The sequence below is a fragment of the Pseudomonas sp. GW822-FHT04H02 genome (genome assembly GCF_058800645.1).
In genome coordinates this window covers 532,561-557,415 of record NZ_JBXAMM010000002.1, presented here as the reverse complement: position 1 = coordinate 557,415, position 24,855 = coordinate 532,561, and the positions used below count along the sequence as shown (strand labels likewise).

The 24,855-nt window shown below is 60.0% G+C and carries 21 protein-coding genes; 3 read left to right on the top strand and 18 right to left on the bottom strand.

Features of this window, described 5'->3' with window-relative positions:
* Positions 1–8: 8 nt before the first annotated feature.
* Positions 9–347 carry a hypothetical protein gene (locus AC1RMG_RS09185; RefSeq protein ID WP_493169001.1) on the bottom strand — a complete coding sequence of 113 codons (339 nt, stop codon included), beginning with the start codon at positions 345–347 and terminating at the stop codon, positions 9–11.
* Positions 340–1,083 carry a TIGR04255 family protein gene (locus AC1RMG_RS09180; protein WP_493168999.1) on the bottom strand — a complete coding sequence of 248 codons (744 nt, stop codon included), beginning with the start codon at positions 1,081–1,083 and terminating at the stop codon, positions 340–342. The genes AC1RMG_RS09185 and AC1RMG_RS09180 overlap by 8 nt, the downstream gene beginning before the upstream one ends.
* A gap of 411 nt (positions 1,084–1,494) precedes the next feature.
* Here AC1RMG_RS09180 and mutS point away from each other — a divergent pair, with 411 nt between their 5' ends.
* Both mutS and fdxA read left to right on the top strand, forming a co-directional pair.
* A complete protein-coding gene (gene mutS, locus AC1RMG_RS09175; RefSeq protein WP_493169299.1) occupies positions 1,495–4,062 on the top strand; it encodes a DNA mismatch repair protein MutS in 2,568 nt (855 codons plus the stop codon).
* A 143-nt stretch (positions 4,063–4,205) separates the two neighbouring features.
* Positions 4,206–4,529 carry a ferredoxin FdxA gene (gene fdxA, locus AC1RMG_RS09170; RefSeq protein WP_011059555.1) on the top strand — a complete coding sequence of 108 codons (324 nt, stop codon included), beginning with the start codon at positions 4,206–4,208 and terminating at the stop codon, positions 4,527–4,529.
* 511 nt (positions 4,530–5,040) lie between these two features.
* On the opposite strand, the gene rpoS is transcribed toward fdxA, so the two are convergent.
* The 8 genes from rpoS to AC1RMG_RS09130 form a co-directional block, all read right to left on the bottom strand.
* Positions 5,041–6,048, bottom strand: a complete 1,008-nt coding sequence (rpoS, locus tag AC1RMG_RS09165) for an RNA polymerase sigma factor RpoS (RefSeq protein ID WP_011059554.1) — start codon at positions 6,046–6,048, stop codon at positions 5,041–5,043.
* A 106-nt stretch (positions 6,049–6,154) separates the two neighbouring features.
* Complete coding sequence (locus tag AC1RMG_RS09160; RefSeq protein WP_183001392.1) at positions 6,155–7,015, bottom strand: peptidoglycan DD-metalloendopeptidase family protein; 861 nt, start codon at positions 7,013–7,015, stop codon at positions 6,155–6,157.
* Positions 7,016–7,227: 212 nt separating this feature from the next.
* Complete coding sequence (locus tag AC1RMG_RS09155) at positions 7,228–7,863, bottom strand: protein-L-isoaspartate(D-aspartate) O-methyltransferase (protein WP_169892832.1); 636 nt, start codon at positions 7,861–7,863, stop codon at positions 7,228–7,230.
* A gap of 41 nt (positions 7,864–7,904) precedes the next feature.
* Positions 7,905–8,654, bottom strand: a complete 750-nt coding sequence (gene surE / locus AC1RMG_RS09150; protein ID WP_011059551.1) for a 5'/3'-nucleotidase SurE — start codon at positions 8,652–8,654, stop codon at positions 7,905–7,907.
* Complete coding sequence (gene truD, locus AC1RMG_RS09145; protein WP_011059550.1) at positions 8,642–9,700, bottom strand: tRNA pseudouridine(13) synthase TruD; 1,059 nt, start codon at positions 9,698–9,700, stop codon at positions 8,642–8,644. Before truD ends, surE begins: the two co-directional genes overlap by 13 nt.
* The gene (gene ispF / locus AC1RMG_RS09140; protein ID WP_493168996.1) at positions 9,697–10,170 is read right to left on the bottom strand and encodes a 2-C-methyl-D-erythritol 2,4-cyclodiphosphate synthase; all 474 of its coding nucleotides are present in this window, start codon (positions 10,168–10,170) and stop codon (positions 9,697–9,699) included. The genes truD and ispF overlap by 4 nt, the downstream gene beginning before the upstream one ends.
* Positions 10,171–10,222: 52 nt before the next feature.
* On the bottom strand, positions 10,223–11,068 hold the full coding sequence (fghA, locus tag AC1RMG_RS09135; RefSeq protein WP_493168994.1) for an S-formylglutathione hydrolase: 846 nt from the start codon (positions 11,066–11,068) through the stop codon (positions 10,223–10,225).
* Between the two features lie 86 nt (positions 11,069–11,154).
* Positions 11,155–12,267, bottom strand: a complete 1,113-nt coding sequence (locus tag AC1RMG_RS09130) for an S-(hydroxymethyl)glutathione dehydrogenase/class III alcohol dehydrogenase (protein ID WP_011059547.1) — start codon at positions 12,265–12,267, stop codon at positions 11,155–11,157.
* Between the two features lie 104 nt (positions 12,268–12,371).
* Between AC1RMG_RS09130 and AC1RMG_RS09125 the strand changes: the two genes are divergently transcribed.
* Complete coding sequence (locus tag AC1RMG_RS09125; protein ID WP_011059546.1) at positions 12,372–13,271, top strand: LysR substrate-binding domain-containing protein; 900 nt, start codon at positions 12,372–12,374, stop codon at positions 13,269–13,271.
* Between the two features lie 117 nt (positions 13,272–13,388).
* Here the strand turns inward: AC1RMG_RS09125 and ispD are convergent, their stop codons facing one another.
* The 8 genes from ispD to dnaE form a co-directional block, all read right to left on the bottom strand.
* Complete coding sequence (gene ispD / locus AC1RMG_RS09120) at positions 13,389–14,096, bottom strand: 2-C-methyl-D-erythritol 4-phosphate cytidylyltransferase (protein ID WP_019093200.1); 708 nt, start codon at positions 14,094–14,096, stop codon at positions 13,389–13,391.
* A complete protein-coding gene (gene ftsB, locus AC1RMG_RS09115; RefSeq protein WP_011059544.1) occupies positions 14,093–14,371 on the bottom strand; it encodes a cell division protein FtsB in 279 nt (92 codons plus the stop codon). Before ftsB ends, ispD begins: the two co-directional genes overlap by 4 nt.
* A gap of 172 nt (positions 14,372–14,543) precedes the next feature.
* Complete coding sequence (eno, locus tag AC1RMG_RS09110) at positions 14,544–15,833, bottom strand: phosphopyruvate hydratase (protein WP_011059543.1); 1,290 nt, start codon at positions 15,831–15,833, stop codon at positions 14,544–14,546.
* A gap of 155 nt (positions 15,834–15,988) precedes the next feature.
* Positions 15,989–16,834 carry a 3-deoxy-8-phosphooctulonate synthase gene (kdsA, locus tag AC1RMG_RS09105; RefSeq protein ID WP_011059542.1) on the bottom strand — a complete coding sequence of 282 codons (846 nt, stop codon included), beginning with the start codon at positions 16,832–16,834 and terminating at the stop codon, positions 15,989–15,991.
* Positions 16,835–16,839: 5 nt separating this feature from the next.
* Complete coding sequence (pyrG, locus tag AC1RMG_RS09100) at positions 16,840–18,471, bottom strand: CTP synthase (protein WP_011059541.1); 1,632 nt, start codon at positions 18,469–18,471, stop codon at positions 16,840–16,842.
* A gap of 274 nt (positions 18,472–18,745) precedes the next feature.
* The gene (gene tilS, locus AC1RMG_RS09095) at positions 18,746–20,062 is read right to left on the bottom strand and encodes a tRNA lysidine(34) synthetase TilS (RefSeq protein WP_493168992.1); all 1,317 of its coding nucleotides are present in this window, start codon (positions 20,060–20,062) and stop codon (positions 18,746–18,748) included.
* A 133-nt stretch (positions 20,063–20,195) separates the two neighbouring features.
* The gene (locus tag AC1RMG_RS09090; protein ID WP_011059539.1) at positions 20,196–21,143 is read right to left on the bottom strand and encodes an acetyl-CoA carboxylase carboxyltransferase subunit alpha; all 948 of its coding nucleotides are present in this window, start codon (positions 21,141–21,143) and stop codon (positions 20,196–20,198) included.
* 139 nt (positions 21,144–21,282) lie between these two features.
* Positions 21,283–24,804 carry a DNA polymerase III subunit alpha gene (gene dnaE, locus AC1RMG_RS09085; RefSeq protein WP_053149264.1) on the bottom strand — a complete coding sequence of 1,174 codons (3,522 nt, stop codon included), beginning with the start codon at positions 24,802–24,804 and terminating at the stop codon, positions 21,283–21,285.
* Positions 24,805–24,855 lie beyond the last annotated feature (51 nt).

The window sequence follows — 24,855 nt, the reverse complement described above, 5'->3', positions numbered from 1 at the left end:
ACCTAAATCTACCTAAGCACTAAATCCCAAAAATTATCTTCCACTACCTCAAGGTACTCAGCACCCAAGGTTTCTAAACCATTGCTAATACCAGCAGAAAAACTCAATGAAGCCTGCTGCAGCAACTCATCAGTGGTAGCGACACTAGTTCCTTTGTTTAATCCAAAGGTCGGACTCTTGGTGTTTTCAGCATATTTAGTGACATTAGAAAGACTCGAAACAATTGGTCGTATCCTATCCATGGAATTCTCCCGCCTTGGCAGCTCTGCACAAGTGGCACCAATTAAAACCAAGCCAGCCATAGCGCCTATAGTTGCAGGGATTGCAACAACACTATAATTACTCATAGCTCGGCTCCAGATAGCTCAAAGCCGCATCAGAAATAGCTTCAAAAACCGCCTTTTTATTGGCGCTATGGAGCTTCTCTGCTCGCTCACTCAAGCTATTCAAAAACATTTGCGAGTCCTCATTGGCGATATCAATCACAGAATCGACATCAATCAGCGCGCCCTGCAAATCCCGTCCATTAGTTAGTCTTGTCATGGCTTGAGAAACCAACTGAACTGTATGTAAAACTCCAGCTTCAGAAACACCAACCTTGACATGAAAATCATCTATTCCAGAAAGTTCGCCAACCTTCAAATCCATATTAAAACATTCAGAAGGCTTCAACGGAATCGAGTCAAGAATATCAACATATTTTATTGAGCATCGATTTACGGTTGAAATAACTCCGGCATTCAAAACCACAGTAAAAGCGGTAATTATCTTTTCTTGAAAGTCAGTCCAGCCTGCGTAGGGAAGCTTGGAAGCAACTGAAAAAACACGATCACCGACCAGCAGCCAATAATTACCCCAACTGCATTTCGTTAATGGAACGTGCGAAAAGTTTGGGTCAGCATCACGAATTTCTTTAGGCATAGCATGGATAGGTGACTGCTCCATGGAGAGCTCTCCATCCAGTTTGCTATAGAGGATTCCAGGTAGCATTGCTGCTATAGGCGCGGGACTTTCGAAACGCATCTCAAAGACAGCCTCAATCATCGGCTCTTTGGCGAGCTTTGTAGGAAGCTTTCTCCCCATCCCCAATCCTGACACCTGACTACTCCCAAAACTGAACATACCGGACGCCCAAGTGAACTGAATGCCCCTGCACATTGGACATAGCGGGAGGCCCCACCAGAAACGCCATCACACAAGAACCAACAGTTCACAAGCAATACTATTACACCTTGCGCGGAGTGTAGGTTATGCCGCCTACGAAATCCATGGCGATTTCTTCCAGACACAGCTCATTTCTCAGACATCCGAAAGCCGCTTTAGGGTGCTCGGAACGCAGTCCCTGAGCATCGTGGATGCGTGATACCCTTTCTAGCTTAAATGGCTTGGCGGAGGCATTACCAAAAAAACTGCACGGAAATTATTTTCCAAGAACGCCCCCAAAATGCCCCACACCTTTCTAACGACATACATAACTCGTTGATGAATAAAGCAATTTCTGACTTATCCTCCCATACGCCGATGATGCAGCAGTACTGGCGCCTCAAGAACCAGCACCCTGATCAGTTGATGTTCTACCGCATGGGCGACTTCTACGAGATCTTCTATGAAGACGCGAAGAAGGCCGCCAAGCTGCTGGACATCACCCTGACGGCGCGCGGGCAGTCGGCCGGCCAGGCGATTCCCATGTGCGGTATTCCTTACCACGCCGCCGAGGGCTACCTGGCCAAGCTGGTAAAGCTCGGCGAGTCGGTGGTGATCTGCGAACAGGTGGGGGACCCGGCGACCAGCAAGGGCCCGGTGGAACGCCAGGTGGTGCGTATCATCACGCCAGGCACCGTGAGTGACGAGGCTCTGCTGGATGAGCGCCGCGACAACCTGATCGCCGCCGTGCTGGGCGACGAGCGTCTGTTCGGCCTGGCGGTGCTGGACATCACCAGCGGCAACTTCAGCGTCCTGGAGATCAGGGGCTGGGAGAATCTGCTGGCCGAGCTGGAGCGGATCAACCCAGTGGAGCTGCTGATCCCCGACGACTGGCCACAAGGCTTGCCGGCAGAAAAACGCCGCGGTGTGCGACGCCGTGCCCCCTGGGATTTCGAGCGGGACTCGGCGCACAAGAGCCTCTGCCAGCAGTTCTCTACCCAGGACCTCAAGGGCTTTGGCTGCGAAACCCTGACCCTGGCCATCGGCGCCGCCGGTTGCCTGCTCAGCTATGCCAAGGAAACCCAGCGTACCGCCCTGCCCCACCTGCGCAGCCTGCGTCATGAGCGCCTGGATGACACCGTGGTGCTGGACGGTGCTAGCCGTCGCAACCTGGAACTGGACACCAACCTGGCGGGCGGGCGCGACAACACCCTGCAATCGGTGGTCGACCGCTGCCAGACCGCCATGGGCAGCCGTTTGCTGACCCGCTGGCTGAACCGCCCGCTGCGCGACCTCAAGGTCCTGGAAGCGCGCCAGTCCTCCATTACTTGCCTGCTGGACGGCTACCGTTTCGAACGGTTGCAACCGCAGTTGAAGGAAATCGGCGATATCGAGCGGATTCTGGCGCGAATCGGCCTGCGCAATGCCCGTCCGCGGGACTTGGCCCGTCTACGTGATGCCCTGGCTGCACTGCCCGAGCTGCAAGAAGCCATGACCGAGCTGGAGGCCACTCACCTCAATCAGCTGGCCGCCACCACCAGCACCTACCCGGAACTGGCCGCTCTGCTGGCCAAGGCCATCATCGACAACCCGCCGGCGGTGATCCGTGACGGCGGTGTACTCAAGACCGGCTACGACGCCGAGCTCGACGAGCTGCAGTCGCTGAGCGAGAACGCCGGACAGTTCCTGATTGACCTGGAAGCCCGCGAGAAAGCCCGTACCGGCCTGGCCAACCTCAAGGTCGGCTACAACCGTATCCATGGCTATTTCATCGAGCTGCCAAGCAAGCAGGCCGAACAGGCCCCGGCGGACTACATTCGCCGCCAGACATTGAAAGGCGCCGAGCGCTTCATCACTCCGGAACTCAAGGCGTTCGAAGACAAGGCGCTATCGGCCAAGAGCCGTGCCCTGGCCCGGGAGAAGATGCTCTACGACGCGCTCCTGGAAACCCTGATCAGCCATTTGCCGCCGTTGCAGGATACCGCTGGTGCCCTGGCTGAGCTGGACGTGCTGAGCAACCTGGCCGAGCGCGCCTTGAACCTGGACTTCAACTGCCCACGTTTTGTCAGCGAACCTTGCATGCGCATCACCCAGGGTCGTCACCCGGTGGTGGAGCAAGTGTTGACCACGCCGTTCGTGGCCAACGACCTGAGCCTGGACGACAACACGCGGATGCTGGTGATCACCGGTCCGAACATGGGCGGTAAATCCACCTATATGCGCCAGACGGCCCTGATCGTGCTGCTGGCCCATATCGGCAGCTTCGTCCCGGCGGCGAGCTGCGAGCTGTCCCTGGTGGACCGGATCTTCACCCGTATCGGCTCCAGCGACGACCTGGCCGGCGGCCGTTCGACCTTCATGGTGGAAATGAGCGAAACCGCGAACATCCTGCACAACGCAACGGAACGCAGCTTGGTGCTGATGGACGAAGTGGGACGCGGTACCAGCACCTTTGACGGACTTTCCCTGGCCTGGGCTGCGGCAGAACGTCTCGCCCACCTGCGCGCCTATACCCTGTTCGCCACCCACTATTTCGAACTGACGGTACTGCCGGAAAGCGAGCCGCTGGTGGCCAACGTGCACCTCAATGCCACCGAGCACAATGAGCGCATTGTGTTCCTGCACCATGTACTTCCAGGCCCAGCCAGCCAGAGCTATGGGCTGGCGGTAGCCCAGCTGGCCGGGGTTCCCAGCGCAGTCATCACCCGCGCCCGGGAGCACTTGAGCCGCCTGGAAACCACCAGCTTGCCCCATGAAGTGGCGCCTCAAGCGCCGGGCAAACCCTCGGTTCCGCAACAAAGCGACATGTTCGCCAGCCTGCCGCACCCGGTGCTCGACGACCTGGCCAAGCTGGATCTGGATGACATGACGCCACGCCGAGCACTGGAAATGCTCTATACATTGAAGACACGCATCTAACGCGAACGCCTTCAAGCTGTTAGAATCTCGCGCGGTTTGGGATGCTGCGGACTATTAGCCTGGTTGCGCAGACTATCGCTCCCAAACCTGGCGACCCCGTCATGTAGGGGCTCCGCTGCCGCCGCCTGAGGAGAGAATTAGAAATGACCTTCGTCGTCACCGACAACTGCATCAAGTGCAAGTACACCGACTGCGTAGAAGTCTGTCCGGTGGACTGCTTTTACGAAGGCCCGAACTTCCTGGTGATTCACCCGGATGAGTGCATTGATTGCGCACTGTGTGAGCCTGAATGCCCCGCTGTAGCGATTTTCTCCGAGGATGAAGTCCCGGAAGAGATGCAAGAATTCATTCAGTTGAACGTCGAGCTGGCAGAGATCTGGCCGAACATCACTGAAAAGAAAGATCCGTTGCCGGATGCCGAAGAGTGGGATGGCGTCAAAGGCAAGATCAAGGATCTCGAACGCTGATTGCAGCTGCGTTCCCAAAGGCCCCTTGCGGGCCTTTTTGCGTTTCTGGGGCAAGGAAATGCCGGCGGGACTTTTCGACAGACGAAAAAAAGGGGCGGTATGACCCGCCCACATTTTTCCCTAGTCCCTGTGTTCCTTTTCATCGTCCTGATGAATCGCTTCCTGCGATGTCCTGACCATCGTCCTTGATGGCTGTGTCTATCCGTCGACACAGGGCTGATATTAGAGAGTTCCCCGGCAAGAGCAATCGCACTATTCGTGTGAAACTTTGTCGAAACTCATAGCCTTTCATAAAAAATATTATATAAATCAATAATATAAAAAACAGCCTACGCAAAACTAGACAACGCAGAAGTAGCCGAGAACCGAATGCGTACGAAAAAGTAATCTTTGGCTTACATGACGGTTGAGAGTTAAGCCAACTTCTCTGGCAATAGCCCATTCAAAACCACAAGCTGCGTGCAATAAAAAGCCCCGAGTCGATCGGGGCTCTTGTGAATCGATCCAGTGGCTACTGAAACAGCGACTCACTGGACAATCCATTCTTCTCGAGAATTTCCCGAAGGCGCTTGAGCCCTTCAACCTGGATCTGCCGAACCCGTTCACGGGTCAGACCGATCTCCAGGCCCACATCTTCAAGGGTGCTGCTCTCGTGTCCACGCAGACCGAAGCGTCGCACCACCACTTCGCGCTGCTTCTCGGTCAATTCGGAAAGCCACTGATCGATACTTTGTGACAGATCGTCGTCCTGCAACAGCTCACAAGGATCTGTCGGACGGTCGTCGGTCAGGGTATCCAGCAGGGTCTTGTCCGAATCCGGGCCCAGGGAGACATCAACCGAAGAAACCCGCTCGTTCAGGCCGAGCATGCGTTTGACTTCGGCCACCGGCTTCTCCAGCAGGTTGGCGATTTCTTCGGGGGAGGGTTCATGATCGAGTTTTTGCGTCAACTCACGGGCGGCGCGCAAGTAGACGTTGAGTTCTTTGACCACATGGATCGGCAACCGGATGGTCCGGGTCTGATTCATGATGGCCCGCTCGATGGTCTGACGAATCCACCAGGTGGCATAGGTCGAGAAGCGGAAGCCGCGTTCCGGATCGAACTTCTCCACCGCTCGGATCAGCCCGAGGTTGCCCTCTTCGATCAGGTCCAGCAGCGACAGGCCACGATTGACATAGCGCCGGGCGATTTTCACCACCAGCCGCAAGTTGCTTTCAATCATGCGCTTGCGCCCGGCCGGATCACCACTTTGCGACAACCGCGCAAAGTGCACTTCCTCTTCGGGGGAGAGCAATGGAGAAAAACCAATTTCATTGAGGTACAGCTGCGTCGCATCGAGTGCACGCGTGTAATCAATGTATTTGTGTTGCTTTAATGAAGCGGAGCTTTTGGATTTGGTGCGAACGGAAGGTGGAGTTGCCCCCTCATTATTCGACATCGAATCCATATCGATGCTGCTCTCCATAAGGAGAACCTCATCGTCGATGTCAAACTCCGGCACTTCTTTACTGAGAGCCATTGTTATAGTCCTTTGGTGAGTTCGACCTCAGGCTCAAGCGGCGCCTTTATCCCTGGCAACGCTGGAGCCTGTTCCCTCTACGTGAGCGGAACAGGCTGGTAACGGATCAACGACGTGGCAGGAATTGCAGCGGATCTACAGGTTTACCTTGTCGGCGAATCTCAAAGTGCAGTTTCACCCGGTCTGTACCAGTTGATCCCATCTCGGCAATTGTCTGTCCGACTTTGACCTGCTGTCCCTCCCGAACCAATAGCTTGCGGTTGTGGCCGTAAGCACTGACGTAGGTTTCGTTGTGTTTGATGATGACTAATTCGCCGTAGCCCCTTAAGCCACTCCCGGCGTAAACCACCGTCCCATCAGACGCAGCTAAAACAGGCTGTCCCAAATCTCCGGCGATATCAATGCCTTTATTCAAACTACCGTTTGAAGAAAATTTTCCAATCAGAACACCGTTCGAAGGCCATCCCCAACCCGTAGGAGCGGGGCCCGCGGGGGTAGCCGGAGCAGGCGCCGGCTTGCTCGCAGGGCTGGTGGTGGTCGCAGTTGCAGGCGTTGTCGTGGTGCCTGCCGGGCGACGAATGACCGTGGTCTTGCTGGAGGAAGAGGCACTGGACTGGGTGCTGGTAACAACCGTTGCCGGCGTAGTGCCAGTGCGGCCGTCAAAGCGAATGACCTGCCCGGGATGGATGGTATAAGGCTCGGCGATGTTGTTGCGAGCGGCCAGCGCCTTGTAGTCCCAGCCATAGCGGAAGGCAATGGAAAACAAGGTGTCTCCGCGACGCACCGCGTACTGCCCGGTGGTCACCGTAGGACGCTGCGGCGCAACAGTGTTACTGCGCTCGACCACCCCCACGCTGCTGGATTTGGTGCTGGAGCAACCGACCAACAAGGAACTCAAGGCAAGGCCAATCATCAGTCGCTGAAAGCTTGTTGTACCCATACGCTGCGCAATGACTGTGAGACTCACCCGCCGCTCCCTTTGTGGTGGTTGACGATATAGATTGCCTGACTCAGGCGTGAAGTGACGCAAGTATAACTGGACACAGGCGCTTTACCGCTGGCCCAGCACAAGGACAGCCGCAAGAACCTGCCTCTGGCCGTCGTATCACTCATTGACGATCGATACGGCACTAAGACACAGCCCGCCAGACAGAATTCACCCCAGCCTGATAAATGCCTTCAGGCCAGGGGACCATTGAGCAACGGCACAAAACGCACCGCCCCCAGGACGTGCCGGGCAAAGCCCTGTTCTTCACGGATGATCAGCATCAACTGCTGCACCTCCCCTGCCCCCACCGGAATCACCAGGCGCCCGCCAGGCGCGAGTTGATCGAGCAGGGCCTGGGGGATATCGGTGGCGACGGCAGTGACGATGATGCCGTTATAGGGCGCCAGCGCCGGCCAGCCTTCCCAGCCGTCGCCCCAGCGAAACACGACGTTGCGCAGGTTCAATTCCTGCAGGCGCTCTTTGGCCCGGTCTTGCAGGACCTTGATCCGCTCCACCGAAAACACCCGCTCCACCAGCTGCGACAACACCGCCGTCTGGTAGCCCGAGCCGGTACCGATCTCCAGTACCTTGTCCAGCGGCCCGGCCGCCAGCAGCAGCTCACTCATGCGGGCCACCATATAAGGCTGGGAGATGGTCTGGTTGTGGCCGATCGGCAGCGCCGTGTCTTCATAGGCACGATGGGCCAGGGCCTCATCGACAAACAGATGCCGCGGTGTGCGCCGAATCACTTCCAGTACCTGAGGGTTGGACAGCCCCTCGTCATACAGGCGCTGGATCAGGCGTTCGCGGGTACGCTGGGAAGTCATGCCGATTCCCCGCCGCAGCAGATCGTCTTGCTCGCGAGCCATCAGCGCAGCCCCTCCAACCAGCCATCCAAACTCCTGAACGCGTCATTGAAGGTGCGATCCAGCTGCAGCGGCGTGACAGACACGTAGCCTTGCATCACTGCATGAAAGTCGGTGCCGGGCCCGCCATCCTCGGCGTCGCCGGCGGCAGCGATCCAGTAACCCGCCTTGCCGCGGGGGTCGACCACCTTCATCGGTGCCGCAGCACGGGCGCGATGGCCCAGGCGGGTCAGCTGGATGCCCCGAATATGATCAAGCGGCAGATTGGGAATATTCACGTTCAACACCGTCCGTGGTGGTAAATCCAGCAAGCCCTGGGCTTGCACCAGCTTGCGCGCGAAATAGGCTGCGGTAGCAAGGTTCTCCACCTGGCGCGAGACCAGCGAAAAGGCGATCGCAGGGCGTTGCAGGAAGCGCCCTTCCAATGCAGCGGCGACCGTCCCGGAGTACAGCACGTCATCACCGAGGTTGGCCCCCAGGTTGATGCCCGACACCACCATGTCCGGGTCATGCTCCAGCAGGCCGTTGAGCCCCAGGTGAACACAGTCGGTGGGGGTGCCATTGATGCTGATAAAGCCGTTGCCAAGGGTGTGCGGATGCAACGGACGGTCGAGCGTCAGCGAGCTGCTGGCGCCGCTTTTGTCTTGATCCGGAGCGATAACCACGCACTCGGCGTAATCCGCCAGCGCAGCGTGCAACGCCGCGATACCGGGTGCAGTTACCCCATCATCGTTAGAAATCAGAATGCGCATGAGCTGTCCGTCTGCCCCACCGGCACCAGATCGACGAGTTCACGCACCAAGGCGGTGGCGAAACATCCGGCCGGGAGGACGAATTCCAGTTGCAGAATATCAGGCTCGGGATAATGCCACGTCAAACCGCCAATGGGCAGCCGCAGGATGCGTCGTTCGTGGCTCATGCCGGCTTTTATCAGCCATTCGCACAGTGCCGCCTCGCGGTCGGCCATCTGCTGTTCAAGTTCATGAACCGCACCACCCGCCGGAGACTCGCCTTCGCCCCACAACGGGCCTGTGGGATGCAAGTCAAGAATTGCCAGGCGCGGATCCGTGCATTCATCCGGGCCGGCCATGAAAAAGCTGCGGCTGTCGGTAAATGCCAGCAAGTCGCCCACTTGCGCCTGCTGCCAAGTGCCGTCCGCCACTCGCGCTGCCAGTGCCTGGTTGAACAGGTAGCTGCGGGCGGTGGACAACAGGCGCGAACGCACATTGCGCTGCTCCGGCAGCGCCTGGCGGGCAGCCCAGCTACGGGCGTCCACCAGGTTGCCACCGTCGTGGCCGAAGCGCTGGGCGCCGAAATAGTTGGGAATACCTTGAGCGGCAATTCTCTTCAGGCGCTCGTCGATGGCTGCCTGATCCGCCTTGAGCTCTGTCAGGCGCAGGGTAAAGCCATTGGCGGCATGGGCCCCACGCTGCAATTTGCGCTTGTGGCGGGTGGCCTCGAGGATCTTCAGAGTGTGATTTTCCGCTGCGCCAAGATCCGGATCGGCCTTGCCCGGCAGTTGCACACTGAACCACTGGCGGGTCAGCGCCTGGCGATCCTTGAGCCCGGCATAGCTGACAGTGCGCAACGACACCCCCGCCGCCTTGGCGATCCGCCGCGCCGCTTCCTCGGTGTTCAAGCCGCGTTTTTCCACCCACAGCCACAGATGCTCGCCTTCCCCGCTCAGCGGGATATCGAGTACTTCATCAACCTGGAAGTCTTCGGCAGTGGCCTTTAGTACGGCGCTGCCCAGGGCATCGCCATAGGCCCGCGGGCCCAACAATTGCAGTTCATTCATGGGCGTTGCAACAAGGCCACGGAATGCACGGCGATGCCTTCCTCGCGGCCGACAAAGCCGAGTTTTTCGGTGGTGGTTGCCTTCACGTTCACCTGGTCCAGCTCGACCTGCAGGTCCTCGGCAATCAAGGCCCGCATGGTTTCAATGTGAGGTGCCATTTTCGGTGCCTGGGCGACGATGGTGTTGTCGACGTTGCCGATCTTCCAGCCCTTGGCATGAATCAGCGCGACAACATGACGCAGCAGGACACGGCTGTCGGCGCCCTTGAACTGCGGATCGGTGTCCGGAAAGTGCTTGCCGATATCACCCAGCGCGGCAGCGCCCAGAAGGGCATCACTGAGTGCGTGTAACAGCACATCACCATCGGAGTGCGCGAGCAGCCCGAAATAGTGGGCAATACGCACCCCCCCCAACGTGATGAAGTCGCCCTCAGCGAAACGGTGCACATCGTAGCCGTGGCCAATACGCATAAAAAAACGCCCCGAAAAAGTCAGGGCGTGATTCTACCTGCTTTGGCAGGTATTAGGCGTTAAGAGCACGTGCATGGTGCTGCAAGTGGTCGTCTATGAAACTGGCGATAAAGAAGTAGCTGTGGTCGTACCCCGGCTGCATCCGCAACGTCAGCTCATGCCCGGCATTCTTTGCCGCTTGCTGCAAGACCTCAGGCTTGAGCTGGCCGGCGAGGAAGTCGTCACGATCCCCCTGATCCACCAGCAACGGCAGCTTCTCGGTGGCTTCGGCGATCAGCACGCTGGCATCCCACTCGCGCCAGCGTGAACGCTCCTCCCCCAGGTAACGGGAAAACGCCTTCTGCCCCCAGGAGCAATCCATCGGGTTGCTGATGGGAGCGAAGGCCGAAACCGACTGATAGCGCCCCGGATTACGCAGCGCGCACACCAGTGCCCCGTGACCGCCCATGGAGTGCCCGCTGATCCCACGCTTGCGCGAAGCGGGAAAATGCGCCTCCACCAGCTCCGGCAGCTCGTTCACCACATAATCGTGCATCCGGTAATGCTGGGCCCAGGGCTCCTGCGTCGCGTTCAGGTAGAACCCGGCACCCAGACCGAAATCCCAGGCACCGTCCGGGTCACCGGGCACGCCGGGGCCACGCGGGCTGGTATCCGGAGCGACGATGATCAAGCCCAGCTCGGCAGCCATGCGTTGAGCCCCGGCCTTGTGTATGAAGTTCTCGTCGGTACAGGTCAGGCCGGACAACCAGTAAAGCACCGGCAGCTTGCCGCCCTGCTCGGCCTGGGGCGGCAAATACACGGCGAACACCATGTCACAGCCCAGCACCCGGGAATGATGCTTGTAGCGTTTATGCCAGCCGCCGAAGCTTTTCTGGCAGGAAAGGTTTTCCAGACTCATGGCAGACCTCCAGCGGCACGCCGCAAGCCATGGGCCGCAAGCGGAACTCCCGCTTGGCGCCTGTGGCTTGCCGCTTGCCGCTGCTCTTAGAAGTGAATGACGGAGCGAATGCTCTTGCCTTCGTGCATCAGGTCGAACGCCTTGTTGATATCTTCCAGGCCCATGGTGTGGGTGATGAAGGTATCCAGGGGGATCTCGCCGGTCTGGGACATTTCCACGTAGCTTGGCAGCTCGCTGCGCCCGCGCACGCCACCAAAGGCTGAGCCGCGCCATACCCGGCCGGTCACCAATTGGAAGGGACGGGTGGAGATTTCCTGGCCGGCACCGGCCACGCCGATGATTACCGATTCGCCCCAGCCCTTGTGGCAGCACTCCAGGGCCGCACGCATCAATTGCACATTGCCGATGCACTCGAAGGAGAAATCCACGCCGCCATCAGTCATGTCGACAATGACCTCCTGAATCGGACGGTCGAAATCCTTCGGATTGACGCAGTCGGTGGCGCCCAGTTGCTTGGCGATCTCGAACTTGGCCGGGTTGATATCGATGGCGATGATACGCCCGGCCTTGGCCTTGACCGCACCGATGACCGCCGACAGCCCAATGCCGCCCAGGCCGAAGATGGCCACGGTGTCACCGGCCTTGACCTTGGCGGTGTTGATCACCGCTCCGATCCCGGTGGTCACGCCGCACCCCAGCAGGCAGACCTTTTCCAGCGGCGCTTCCTTGGGAATCTTGGCCACGGAGATTTCCGGGAGCACGGTGTACTCGGAAAAGGTCGAGGTACCCATGTAGTGGAAAATCGGCTGACCCTTGTAGGAAAAACGCGTGGTGCCATCAGGCATCAGGCCCTTGCCCTGGGTGGCGCGAATGGCCTGACAGAGGTTGGTCTTGCCCGACAGACAGAATTTGCACTTGCCGCATTCCGGGGTGTACAGCGGGATCACATGGTCACCCACAGCCACCGAGGTCACGCCCTCGCCCACCGCCTCCACCACCGCACCGCCTTCGTGGCCGAGGATCGCCGGGAAGATGCCTTCAGGGTCGGCACCAGACAGCGTGTAGGCGTCGGTGTGGCAGACGCCGGAGGCGACGACCCGCAGCAGCACCTCGCCCGCCTTGGGCATGGCGACATCCACTTCGACGATTTCCAGCGGCTTCTTGGCCTCGAAGGCTACGGCAGCACGTGACTTGATCATCCTGACTCTCCAGCGAATAAAAACGAGGCACAGAGTGTAAAACAGCGCAATGCGATGAATAATCCAGGCAAAAGCAAAACATTATTGCTGTATAGGGACAATCAATGAATGACAACCGTTGGGAAGGTATCGACGAATTTGTCGCGGTCGCCGAATGCAGCCAGTTCACCGCTGCCGCCGAGCGCCTGGGGGTCTCTTCGTCCCATATCAGCCGTCAGGTGGCACGGCTCGAGGAGCGTTTGCAGACTCGCCTGCTGTATCGCAGTACCCGCCGGGTGACCCTGACCGAGGCCGGGCAGACCTTTCTCCAGCATTGCCAACGCTTGCAGGATGGTCGCGAGGAGGCCCTGCGGGCCGTAGGCGACCTGACCAGCGAGCCCAAGGGCATGCTGCGCATGACCTGTGCAGTGGCCTACGGCGAGCGCTTTATCGTGCCGCTGGTTACCCGGTTCATGAGCCTTTATCCGCAGTTGCGGGTGGATATAGAGCTCAGCAACCGCCCCCTGGACCTGGTGCATGAAGGGCTGGACCTGGCGATTCGCTTGGGGCGCCTGCAGGACTCGCGCCTGGTCGCCACTCGCCTGGCCCCACGCCGCATGTACCTATGCGCCTCGCCCTCCTACCTGGAACGTTATGGACGCCCACACAGCCTGTCGGAGTTGAGCCGGCACAACTGCCTGATCGGCAGCTCGGATATCTGGCAATTGGAACTGGATGGGCGCGAATTTTCGCAACGGGTGCAGGGTAATTGGCGCTGCAACAGCGGGCAGGCGGTGCTGGACGCGGCCTTGCAAGGGGTGGGGCTGTGCCAGTTGCCGGACTACTACGTCCTGGAGCACTTGCAGAACGGTACGCTGATTTCCTTGCTGGAAGCTCACCAACCGCCCAACACCGCAGTCTGGGCGCTGTACCCGCAGCAACGGCACCTGTCACCGAAAGTGCGCAAGCTGGTGGATTATCTGAAACAAGGGCTGGCGCAGCGCCCGGAATACCGCGACCTGTAGCTGCTGCCGCAGGCGGTGACAAGGCCCGCAGGGCCTTCAGGGCCTCAAGAGCGGCGCCTCCTTCCGAGTCGTTCGCAGCCTGCACCAGCAGCTACAAGGTGCAGCGCAAGCCAGCAGTCAGCGGCGGTTGGACCAGCGCTGGCGCAACCATTCCAGGTCTTCGGGACGGGTGACCTTGAGGTTATCCGAGCGGCCTTCGATCAGGCGCGGCGCCTGGCCGGCCCATTCCATCGCCGAAGCTTCATCGGTAATCGCCACATCGGCCACCAGGCTGTCGGCCAGGGCACGATGCAGGGCACCGAGGCGGAACATCTGCGGTGTGTAGGCTTGCCAGATCAAACTGCGGTCAACGGTTTCCAGCACTCGACCGTGCTTGTCCACACGTTTCAGGGTGTCCCGGGCCGGAACTGCGAGCAGCCCCCCCACCGGGTCATCCACCAACTCACCCAGCAGTTTGTCCAGGTCATCCCGGGAAAGATTGGGCCGGGCGGCATCGTGAACCAGCACCCAGTCGTCATCGGCAGCGCCCTGGGCGTGCAGATGGAGCAAGGCATTGAGCACCGAGCCGGAACGCTCAGCACCACCTTCGACCCGCTGGATCCGCGAATCATGGGCGCAAGCCAGGGCCGGCCAGTAAGGATCATCAACCGCCAGGCTGACCACCAGCCCCTTGAGGCCGGGGTGGTCGAGAAAGCAGCCCAGGCTGTGTTCAAGAATTGTGCGTCCACCCAGTTGCAGGTACTGCTTGGGGCGGTCCGCGGCCATGCGGGCACCAACGCCCGCGGCAGGAATCACGGCCCAGAAGGCCGGCAATACGTCGCTCATTGGGCCAACTGGTAGAGGGTTTCACCCTCCTTGACCATACCCAACTCATGACGAGCCCGTTCTTCCACGGTCTCCATGCCTTTTTTCAGCTCCATGACTTCCGCATCGAGTACGCGATTTCGTTCCAGCAAACGCTCGTTTTCAGCGTGCTGGTCGGCAATCTGCTGAGTCAGGTCAGCAACCTGGGCCAAGCTGCCGTTCCCCACCCACAGGCGGTACTGCAAGCCAGCCAGCAGCAAGAGCAAGACCAGGAACAACCAATTGGGACTGCGCATCGAATATCGGGTATCCAGTGAAAAAAGACAGCCATGCCAACAACTTCGGACCTACTGATAGCACGAAGCCTGGAAGACCCAGGCTTGTGCTCTTAAGGCATCAGATTAGTGGCAAAAAACTCGCTGTAGCGATTTTCCCGACACAATCCGGTGTCTTTTTACCATCTACTGCTTAGCCGCGAAACTCACCGCGACCGTTGTACTTGGCCTTGCCGTTCAATTGCTCTTCGATACGCAGCAATTGGTTGTACTTGGAAACGCGGTCGGAACGGCACAGGGAGCCGGTCTTGATCTGGCCAGCCGAGGTACCCACGGCCAGGTCGGCGATGGTCGAATCTTCGGTTTCACCGGAACGGTGGGAGATCACCGCAGTGTAGCCGGCAGCCTTGGCCATCTGGATGGCTTCCAGGGTTTCGGTCAGGGTGCCGATCTGGTTGAACTTGATCAGGATCGAGTTGGCGATCTTCTTGTCGATGCCTTCTTTCAGGATCTTGGTGTTGGTCACGAACAGGTCGTCGCCGACCAGTTGAACCTTCTCGCCGATCTTGTCGGTAAGGATTTTCCAGCCGGCCCAGTCGGACTCGTCCAGGCCGTCTTCGATGGAGATGATCGGGTAGCGCTGGGTCAGGCCTTTGAGGTACTCGGCGAAACCTTCGGCGGTGAACACCTGGCCTTCGCCGGACAGGTTGTACTTGCCATCTTCATAGAATTCGCTGGCAGCGCAGTCCAGGGCCAGGGTCACGTCGGTGCCCAGGGTGTAACCGGCGTTGGCCACGGCTTCGGAGATCACTTTCAGAGCGTCTTCGTTGGAAGCCAGGTTCGGTGCAAAACCGCCTTCGTCACCCACTGCGGTGTTCAGGCCACGGGCCTTCAGCACGGCTTTGAGGTGATGGAAGATTTCAGTGCCCATGCGCAGGCCTTCCGAGAAGGACTTGGCGCCAACCGGCTGCACCATGAACTCCTGGATGTCGACGTTGTTATCGGCGTGCTCGCCACCGTTGATGATGTTCATCATCGGTACCGGCATCGAGTAGACGCCCGGAGTGCCATTGAGGTTGGCGATGTGGGCGTACAGCGGCAGGTCCTGGTCCTGAGCGGCGGCCTTGGCAGCAGCCAGGGACACGGCGAGGATCGCGTTGGCGCCCAGGGTGGCCTTGTTCTCGGTACCGTCGAGCTTGATCATGGCCTGATCCAGGGCCTTCTGATCGATCGGGTCCTTACCCAGCAGCAGGTCGCGGATCGGACCGTTGATGTTGGCTACCGCCTTGAGCACGCCCTTGCCCAGGTAACGGCTCTTGTCGCCATCACGCAGCTCCAGCGCTTCGCGCGAGCCGGTGGAAGCACCGGACGGCGCGCATGCACTGCCGATGATGCCGTTGTCGAGAAGCACGTCCGCTTCGACAGTGGGGTTGCCACGGGAGTCGAGAACTTCACGACCTTTGATGTCGACGATTTTTGCCATTGTTGTAAACACTCCAAAGTTGACGAAAACGACGCAGCTGTAGGAAATCTTTTACCGTCGGCAAGGCGGGGAAAGCGGGCAGTCTTGCAGACGATAAGGCTCAGGCCCGGGGGCCTGAGCAATAATCGTGCGGTACTTTACCGGAGAAATCGGTTTTACGCGGTTTCTACCGTCGGAAAACTCTTGACCAGCTCGTCCAGGGCCTTGAGCTGGGCCAGGAACGGCTCGAGCTTGTCCAGGCGCAGGGCGCAAGGACCGTCGCACTTGGCGTTGTCCGGATCCGGATGGGCTTCGAGGAACAGCCCGGCAAGAGACTGGCTCATGCCGGCCTTGGCCAGGTCGGTGACCTGGGCCCGGCGACCGCCAGCGGAGTCGGCGCGACCACCCGGCATCTGCAGGGCGTGGGTCACATCGAAGAACACCGGGTATTCGAACTGCTTCATGATGCCGAAGCCGAGCATGTCCACGACCAGGTTGTTGTAGCCGAAGCTGGAACCGCGCTCGCAGAGGATCAACTGATCGTTGCCCGCCTCTTCGCACTTGCTCAGGATGTGTTTCATTTCCTGGGGTGCGAGGAACTGGGCTTTCTTGATGTTGATCACCGCGCCGGTCTTGGCCATGGCCACCACCAGGTCGGTCTGCCGCGAAAGGAAGGCCGGCAGCTGGATGATGTCGCAGACTTCGGCGACCACGGCAGCCTGGGCCGGCTCGTGGACGTCAGTGATGATCGGCACGCCAAAGGCCTGCTTCACGTCTTCGAAAATCCGCATGCCTTCTTCCAGGCCCGGGCCACGGTAGGAGGTCACCGACGAACGGTTGGCCTTGTCGAAACTGGCCTTGAACACGTAGGGGATACCGAGCTTCTCGGTGACCCGCACGTATTCTTCACAGACCTGCATCGCCATGTCGCGGCTTTCCAGCACGTTCATGCCGCCGAACAGCACCATCGGCTTGTCGTTGGCGATCTCGATGTTGCCTACGCGGATGATCTTCTGCGCCATCAGGGTCACGCCTTCTTCTGGTGTTGAGCCAATGCTGCTTTGACGAAACCGCTGAACAGTGGGTGGCCGTCACGGGGAGTCGAGGTGAACTCGGGGTGGAACTGGCAAGCAACGAACCATGGATGATCCTGGGCCTCGACCACTTCAACCAGCGCGCCGTCACCCGAGCGACCGGAGATCTTCAGGCCAGCCTCGATCAGTTGCGGCAGCAGCTTGTTGTTCACTTCGTAGCGGTGACGGTGACGCTCGATGATCACGTCCTTGGCGTAGCAGTCGTGGACCTTGGAGCCCGCTTCCAGCAAGCATTCCTGAGCGCCCAGACGCATGGTGCCGCCCAGGTCGGAAGCTTCGGTACGTACTTCAACGGCACCGGTGGCGTCTTCCCACTCGGTGATCAGGCCGACGACCGGATGGCCGCTGGTGCGATCGAACTCGGTGGAGTTGGCGTCTTTCCAGCCCATGACATTACGGGCGAACTCGATGACCGCCACTTGCATGCCCAGGCAGATACCCAGGTACGGCACCTTGTTCTCACGAGCGTATTGCACCGCGGTGATCTTGCCTTCCACGCCACGCAGGCCGAAACCGCCTGGAACCAGGATCGCGTCGACGCCTTCCAGCAGCGCGGTGCCCTGGTTCTCGATGTCTTCGGAATCGATGTAGCGCAGGTTGACCTTGGTACGGTTGGTGATGCCGGCATGACTCATCGCTTCGATCAGCGACTTGTAGGCGTCCAGCAGTTCCATGTACTTGCCGACCATGGCGATGGTGACTTCGTGCTCTGGGTTGAGCTTGGCGTCCACCACTTTTTCCCACTCGGACAGATCAGCACCGTTGCACTGCAGGCCGAAACGCTCGACGACGAAATCGTCCAGGCCCTGAGCGTGCAGCACGGCCGGGATCTTGTAGATGGTGTCAACGTCTTCCAGGGAGATCACCGCACGCTCTTCAACGTTGGTGAACAGCGCGATCTTGCGGCGCGACGACACATCCACCGGATGGTCGGAGCGGCAGATCAGCACGTCCGGCTGCAAGCCGATCGAACGCAGCTCTTTTACCGAGTGCTGGGTCGGCTTGGTCTTGGTCTCGCCAGCGGTGGCGATGTACGGAACCAGCGTCAGGTGCATCAGCATCGCGCGCTTGGAACCGACTTCCACACGCAGTTGACGGATGGCTTCGAGGAACGGTTGCGACTCGATGTCACCCACAGTACCGCCGATTTCCACCAGGGCCACGTCGGCATCGCCGGCGCCCTTGATGATGCGACGCTTGATCTCGTCGGTGATGTGCGGAATCACCTGGATGGTGGCACCCAGATAATCACCACGGCGCTCCTTGCGCAGCACGTGCTCGTACACGCGGCCGGTGGTGAAGTTGTTGTTCTGGGTCATGGTCGTGCGGATGAACCGCTCGTAGTGGCCCAGGTCCAGGTCGGTCTCGGCGCCGTCGTGGGTGACGAACACTTCACCGTGCTGGAACGGGCTCATGGTGCCCGGGTCGACGTTGATGTACGGGTCCAGCTTGAGCATGGTGACCTTAAGCCCCCGCGCCTCCAGGATGGCCGCCAATGAAGCCGAGGCAATGCCTTTCCCCAATGAAGAAACAACACCGCCCGTGACGAATATGTAGCGCGTCATGAAAAACCCTAGAAGTCTGCGTTAAAGCGGTCAGTGCCGCCGGGGAAAGCGAAGGAAGGCCGAAGCCCCCGATCACCTGCATTAATCACAGTGCACCTTTCAAAAAAACCGCCGCGTGGTGACAGACCGGATGCAAAAACACCGGTAGGTTGCTCGCTACACATTTTTTGGAATCGCCCAGCAAAGACTGCTTGGTAATCGGCAACTCCTGCAATTCAGGCGAATCCACAGAAGTTGTATCAAGAAGGGAGCGTAGTCTACCGGAAAGCCCCTTTCAGCTCAAACCTTGATCGCTGGTTGGTGGCAGCCATTGCAATGGCCAGCCACCCTGGGGGTTTGTCGCAAGTGCCGGCAGGTTCGCCACCGCGAGCAAGCGGTCGTCCTGATACAGCAGCGGCAATCTGCCACGGACGAAACCCGGCAGCCCGCTTTCATTGAGCAAACGCTTCAAGTCCCGATGGCCGCGGCCGGCCAGGTGCATGATCTCGCCCCCCTGGCGATAGCGGATATGCAGCGACCCGGTCGGCACTGGCCCAGGGAACGACACCTGACCGTTGCCCGGCAGATGCAAGGGCTTTTGCGGATCGAGCCACTGCAACCATCCGTCGACCGGTTGCAGCCAGCTGCCGGACAGCCACCAGACTCGCCCTGCCGCACGATGCAACTCGCCATCGGCCAAACGCCACACCGGTCGCCCTGCGGCATCCGCATCTCGCAGGCTGTCCCAGCCGCGCCAGTGATCGGTATCCGGCAGACGGCCAAACCGGCTCAACCAATGGCTCAAGGCATTGCGTTGGCGCGCGCCCGACAAAGACTGCAAAGGTGCCAGGGCCAGTGAGGGCAGATCCAGCCAGGGCCAGACGCTAGCACCGCGGGCTGCATCCAGGTCCATGATCGCCAGCTCATCGAGCAGGCCCTGGGCTTCATTCAAGTGCGCGGCGCTGCGGCTCATGCTGAGTGCCGCCTGGGGCCAGCGCGCGGTAATCGCCGGCATGACCTGGTGGCGCAGGTAATTGCGCGAATACTGATGATCGGCGTTGGTTGGGTCTTCGACCCAGCTCAACTGATGCTCCGCGGCGTAGCACTGCAGTTCGGCACGTGACACATCAAGCAAGGGTCGCAGCAGGTGCCCGTCACCCAACGGCCGCGCTGACGGCATTGCCGACAAGCCCCTGACTCCGGCACCGCGCAGCAGGCGAAACAGCAGCGTTTCCGCCTGGTCGTCACGATGCTGCGCCGTCAGCAGCACTTCAGTGCTCGCCGTGAGCCGTGCGAAAGCGCCATAGCGTGCCTCGCGGGCGGCGCGCTCCAGGCTGGCACCGGCTGGCACCTGGACGCGAAGCACCTGCAGCGGCACCCCCAGCGCATCACAGAAGGCCTGACAATGCTCCGGCCAGGCGTCGGCCGCAGCCTGAAGCCCATGATGGATATGCACAGCCGAAAGTGGAGGAAGGCGATGGTGCTGCGCCAGATCGGCGAGCAGATGCAACAGGACGGTGGAATCCAGGCCACCGGAGAAAGCCACGCGCCAACTCCTGGAGTCGCGCCAGGGCGCGAGGCTTTGCAGTAGTTTGGCGGAGAGAGCGTTCATGACGTGTTCAAGACCTGTAGGAGCGGCCGGGTGGCGTACTGCTTGCCCGCATAAGCAACAACGCCGCCATCGAATCGATGGCGGCGCCTGGGTCGCGAACGAGCGTGCCCCTACAAGGGGAGGCAGTGCTCGATCAGAGACCGTAGCTCATCAGGCGGTCATAGCGACGGGCCAGCAAGGTGTCGTTGTCCATTTCCTTGAGCATGGCCAGCTGCGTGCTGAGTTCGGCACGGATCGAGGCCGCTGCGGCAGCCGGATCCCGATGGGCACCGCCCAATGGCTCGCCGATGACCTTGTCGACAATACCCAGGCCTTTGAGGCGCTCGGCGGTAATCCCCATGGCCTCAGCGGCATCGGCAGCCTTTTCCGAGGTTTTCCACAGGATCGATGCGCAGCCTTCCGGCGAGATCACCGCGTAGGTGGAGTACTGCAGCATGTTCAACTGGTCACAGACACCGATGGCCAAGGCACCGCCAGAACCACCTTCACCGATCACGGTGGCGATGATCGGAGTCTTCAGGCGCGCCATGACTCGCAGGTTCCAGGCAATGGCCTCGCTCTGGTTGCGCTCTTCAGCGTCGATGCCCGGATAGGCGCCCGGAGTGTCGATGAAGGTCAGGATCGGCATCTTGAAGCGCTCGGCCATTTCCATCAGGCGGCAGGCCTTGCGGTAGCCTTCCGGACGCGGCATGCCGAAGTTGCGGCGGACCTTTTCGCGTACTTCACGGCCTTTCTGGTGCCCGATGATCATTACCGGCTGCTCGTCCAGGCGAGCAACGCCGCCTACGATGGCGGCGTCGTCAGAGAAGTGGCGATCGCCATGCAGCTCGTCGAACTCGGTGAAGATGTGCTGGATGTAGTCCAGGGTGTACGGGCGACGCGGGTGCCGCGCCAGACGTGCGATCTGCCAGCTGGTGAGCTTGCCGAAGATGTCCTCGGTCAGGGTGTTGCTCTTGTCCTGCAGGCGGGAAATCTCATCGCCGATATTCAGCGAATTGTCATTACCGACCAAGCGCAACTCTTCGATCTTGGCTTGCAGGTCGGCGATCGGCTGTTCGAAATCAAGAAAATTCGGGTTCATAGGCGTCCGTCTGGGCTCGACGTCCAAGGGAGCTTGGGCCGGCCGGTTGTCTATTCGCGCCCTACCTTAAGGGACGGACGCGTTGAGGTCGAGATTAAAAATTCAAGTGGCGATGAGGCGCAATGATGGCACCTCACCGTCAACGGTATTGGAGGAAGACGTTGTCTCGCCCGAACTGGTCACGCAGGGCTTGAATCAAGCTGTCCGCCGGATCGATCCGCCAGTTCTCGCCAAACTGCAGCAGGGCCTTGGCGTCATCCCGGGTGTACTCCATGGTGATCGGGCATGCGCCGCGGTGGCGCTTGAACAGATCACCCAGCCAGCGTAGCTGATCGCCCTTCAGGGCATCGCTGTGGATCTTCAGGCGCAGGCTTTCCGCCAGGTTGGTCCGCGCATCCTCCATGCTCATCACCCGCTTGACCCGCAGGCGCAGGCCGCCGGAGAAGTCGTCGTTGCTGACCTCGCCCTCCACCACCACCATGGCGTCGGTCTGCAGCAGCGACTGCGCCGAGTGGAACGCATCGGCAAACAGCGAGGCTTCGATTCGCCCCGAGCGGTCGTCGAGGGTGATGAAGCCCATCTTGTCGCCCTTTTTATTCTTCATCACCCGCAGGGCGATGATCATGCCAGCCACGGTCTGGGTATCCCGGGCCGGCTTCAGGTCGATGATGCGCTGGCGGGCGAAACGACGGATCTCGCCTTCGTATTCGTCGATCGGGTGCCCGGTCAGGTACAGCCCCAGGGTGTCTTTCTCGCCTTTCAGGCGTTCCTTGAGGGTCAGTTCCTTGGCCTTGCGATGGTTGGCGTAGACATCCGCATCCTCATCGACGAAGACCCCGCCGAACAGATCGGCGTGGCCACTGTCGTGGGTACGGGCGGTCTGCTCCGCGGCCTTGATCGCTTCTTCCATGGCCGCCAGCAGCACGGCGCGGTTCTGGTCGATATTGGCCTGGTAGGCCTTGGGCTCATCGAAGAAGTGCGGCCCCAGGCGGTCTAGGGCGCCGCTTCGAATCAAGCCGTCCAGGGTCCGCTTGTTGATGCGCTTGAGGTCGACCCTGGCGCAGAAATCGAACAGATCCTTGAAGGGGCCTTCCTCGCGGGCTTCGGTGATGGCTTCCACCGGCCCCTCGCCGACGCCCTTGATCGCCCCCAGGCCGTAGACGATGCGACCTTCGTCGTTCACCGTGAACTTGAACTCGGAGGTGTTCACGTCCGGCGCGTCGAGGCGCAGTTTCATGATCCGCACTTCCTCGATCAAGGTCACGACCTTGTCGGTGTTGTGCATATCCGCGGAGAGTACCGCCGCCATGAACGGCGCCGGGTAGTGCGCCTTGAGCCAGGCGGTCTGGTACGACACCAGGCCGTAGGCGGCGGAGTGGGATTTGTTGAAGCCGTAGCCGGCGAACTTTTCCACCAGGTCGAAGATGTTGCCCGCCAGGTCTGCATCGATGTTGTTGCTGGCGCAACCCTCAATGAAGCCGCCACGCTGCTTGGCCATCTCCTCGGGCTTTTTCTTACCCATGGCCCGACGCAGCATGTCCGCACCGCCCAGGGTGTAGCCGGCCATGACCTGGGCGATCTGCATCACCTGTTCCTGGTACAGGATGATGCCGTAGGTCGGCGCCAGTACCGGCTGCAGGCCGTCGTACTGATAGTCCGGGTGCGGGTAGGCCAGCTCGGCGCGGCCGTGCTTGCGGTTGATGAAGTCATCCACCATGCCCGATTGCAGCGGCCCCGGACGGAACAGGGCCACCAGTGCGATCAGGTCTTCCAGGCAGTCGGGCTTGAGCTTCTTGATCAGCTCCTTCATGCCCCGGGATTCAAGCTGGAATACCGCGGTGGTTTCTGCTTTCTGCAACAGGCTGTAGGTCGGCTTGTCGTCCAGCGGGATAAAGGCGATATCCAGCGGTTCCTCGCCGACCTTGGCGCGGTCGCGGTTAATGGTTTTCAGCGCCCAGTCGATGATGGTCAGGGTCCGCAGACCGAGGAAGTCGAACTTCACCAGGCCAGCAGCCTCGACGTCATCCTTGTCGAACTGGGTCACCAGGCCGCCGCCTTCTTCGTCGCAGTAGATCGGCGAGAAGTCGGTAAGCTTGGTGGGCGCGATCACCACGCCCCCGGCGTGTTTACCGACGTTACGCACCACGCCCTCGAGCTTGCGCGCCATCTCCCAGATTTCCGCCGCCTCTTCATCGACCTTGATGAAGTCCCGCAGGATCTCCTCTTGCTCGTAGGCTTTTTCCAGGGTCATGCCGACTTCGAAGGGGATCATCTTCGACAGACGGTCGGCCAGGCCGTAGGACTTGCCCTGCACCCGCGCCACGTCACGGACCACCGCCTTGGCCGCCATGGAACCGAAGGTGATGATCTGGCTCACCGCGTTGCGGCCGTATTTCTCGGCCACGTAGTCGATCACTCGGTCGCGACCGTCCATGCAGAAGTCGACGTCGAAGTCGGGCATGGAGACCCGTTCCGGGTTAAGGAAACGTTCGAACAGCAGGTCGTATTCCAGCGGATCGAGGTCAGTGATCTTCTGCACATAGGCCACCAGGGAACCGGCACCCGACCCCCGGCCCGGACCTACCGGTACGCCGTTGCTCTTGGCCCACTGGATAAAGTCCATAACGATCAGGAAGTAACCGGGGAAGCCCATCTGGATGATGATATCCAGTTCGAAATTCAGCCGGTCGACGTAGACCTGACGCTTGGCCTCGTAGTCCTCGGTGGTGTCCTTGGGCAGCAGCACGCTGAGGCGCTCTTCCAGGCCGTCGAAGGAAACCTTGCGAAAATACTCATCGATGGTCATGCCATCGGGAATCGGGTAGTCAGGCAAGAAGTGCTTGCCCAGCTTGACCTCGATGTTGCAGCGTTTGGCGATCTCGACAGTGTTTTCCAGCGCCTCGGGCAGGTCACTGAACAGCTCGGCCATTTCTTCGGCGCTTTTCAGGTACTGCTGGTCGCTGTAGTTCTTTGAGCGGCGCGGATCGTCCAGGGCCCGGCCTTCACCGATGCAAACCCGGGTTTCGTGGGCTTCGAAGTCTTCCTGCTTGATGAAACGCACGTCGTTGGTAGCCACCAGCGGCGCGCCGATCTTGTCGGCCAGGGCCACCGCAGCGTGCAATTGCTCTTCGTCGTTGGGGCGGTTGGTACGCTGCACTTCCAGGTAGAAGCGCTCGGGGAATACGGCCATCCACTCCCGGGCCAGGGTCTCGGCAACCTCGAGATCGCCGGCGATCAGGGCCATGCCGATCTCGCCCTCCTTGGCCGCCGAGAGCATGATCAAGCCTTCCGCGGCCTCCGCCACCCACTCACGCTCGATGATGATCTGGCCGTTGCGCTGGCCATCGATGAAGCCGCGGGAAATCAGCTCGGTCAGGTTGCGATAACCCACGGCGTTCATCACCAGCAGGCTGATGCGGCTCAGGGGGTTATCCGGGTCCTTGTTCGACAGCCACAGGTCGGCGCCGCAGATCGGCTTGATCCCCGCACCCATGCTGGTTTTATAGAACTTGACCAGGGAACACATGTTGTTCTGGTCGGTGACCGCCACCGCCGGCATGCCCATGCCGGCCAGCGCCTTGACCAGCGGCTTGATCCGCACCAGACCGTCGACCAGGGAATATTCAGTGTGCAGGCGCAGGTGAACGAATGAAGCCGGCATAGTGATCCTGTAATAAGCGCGAAAACAACAAGGCCCGGATTGTACCGGGCC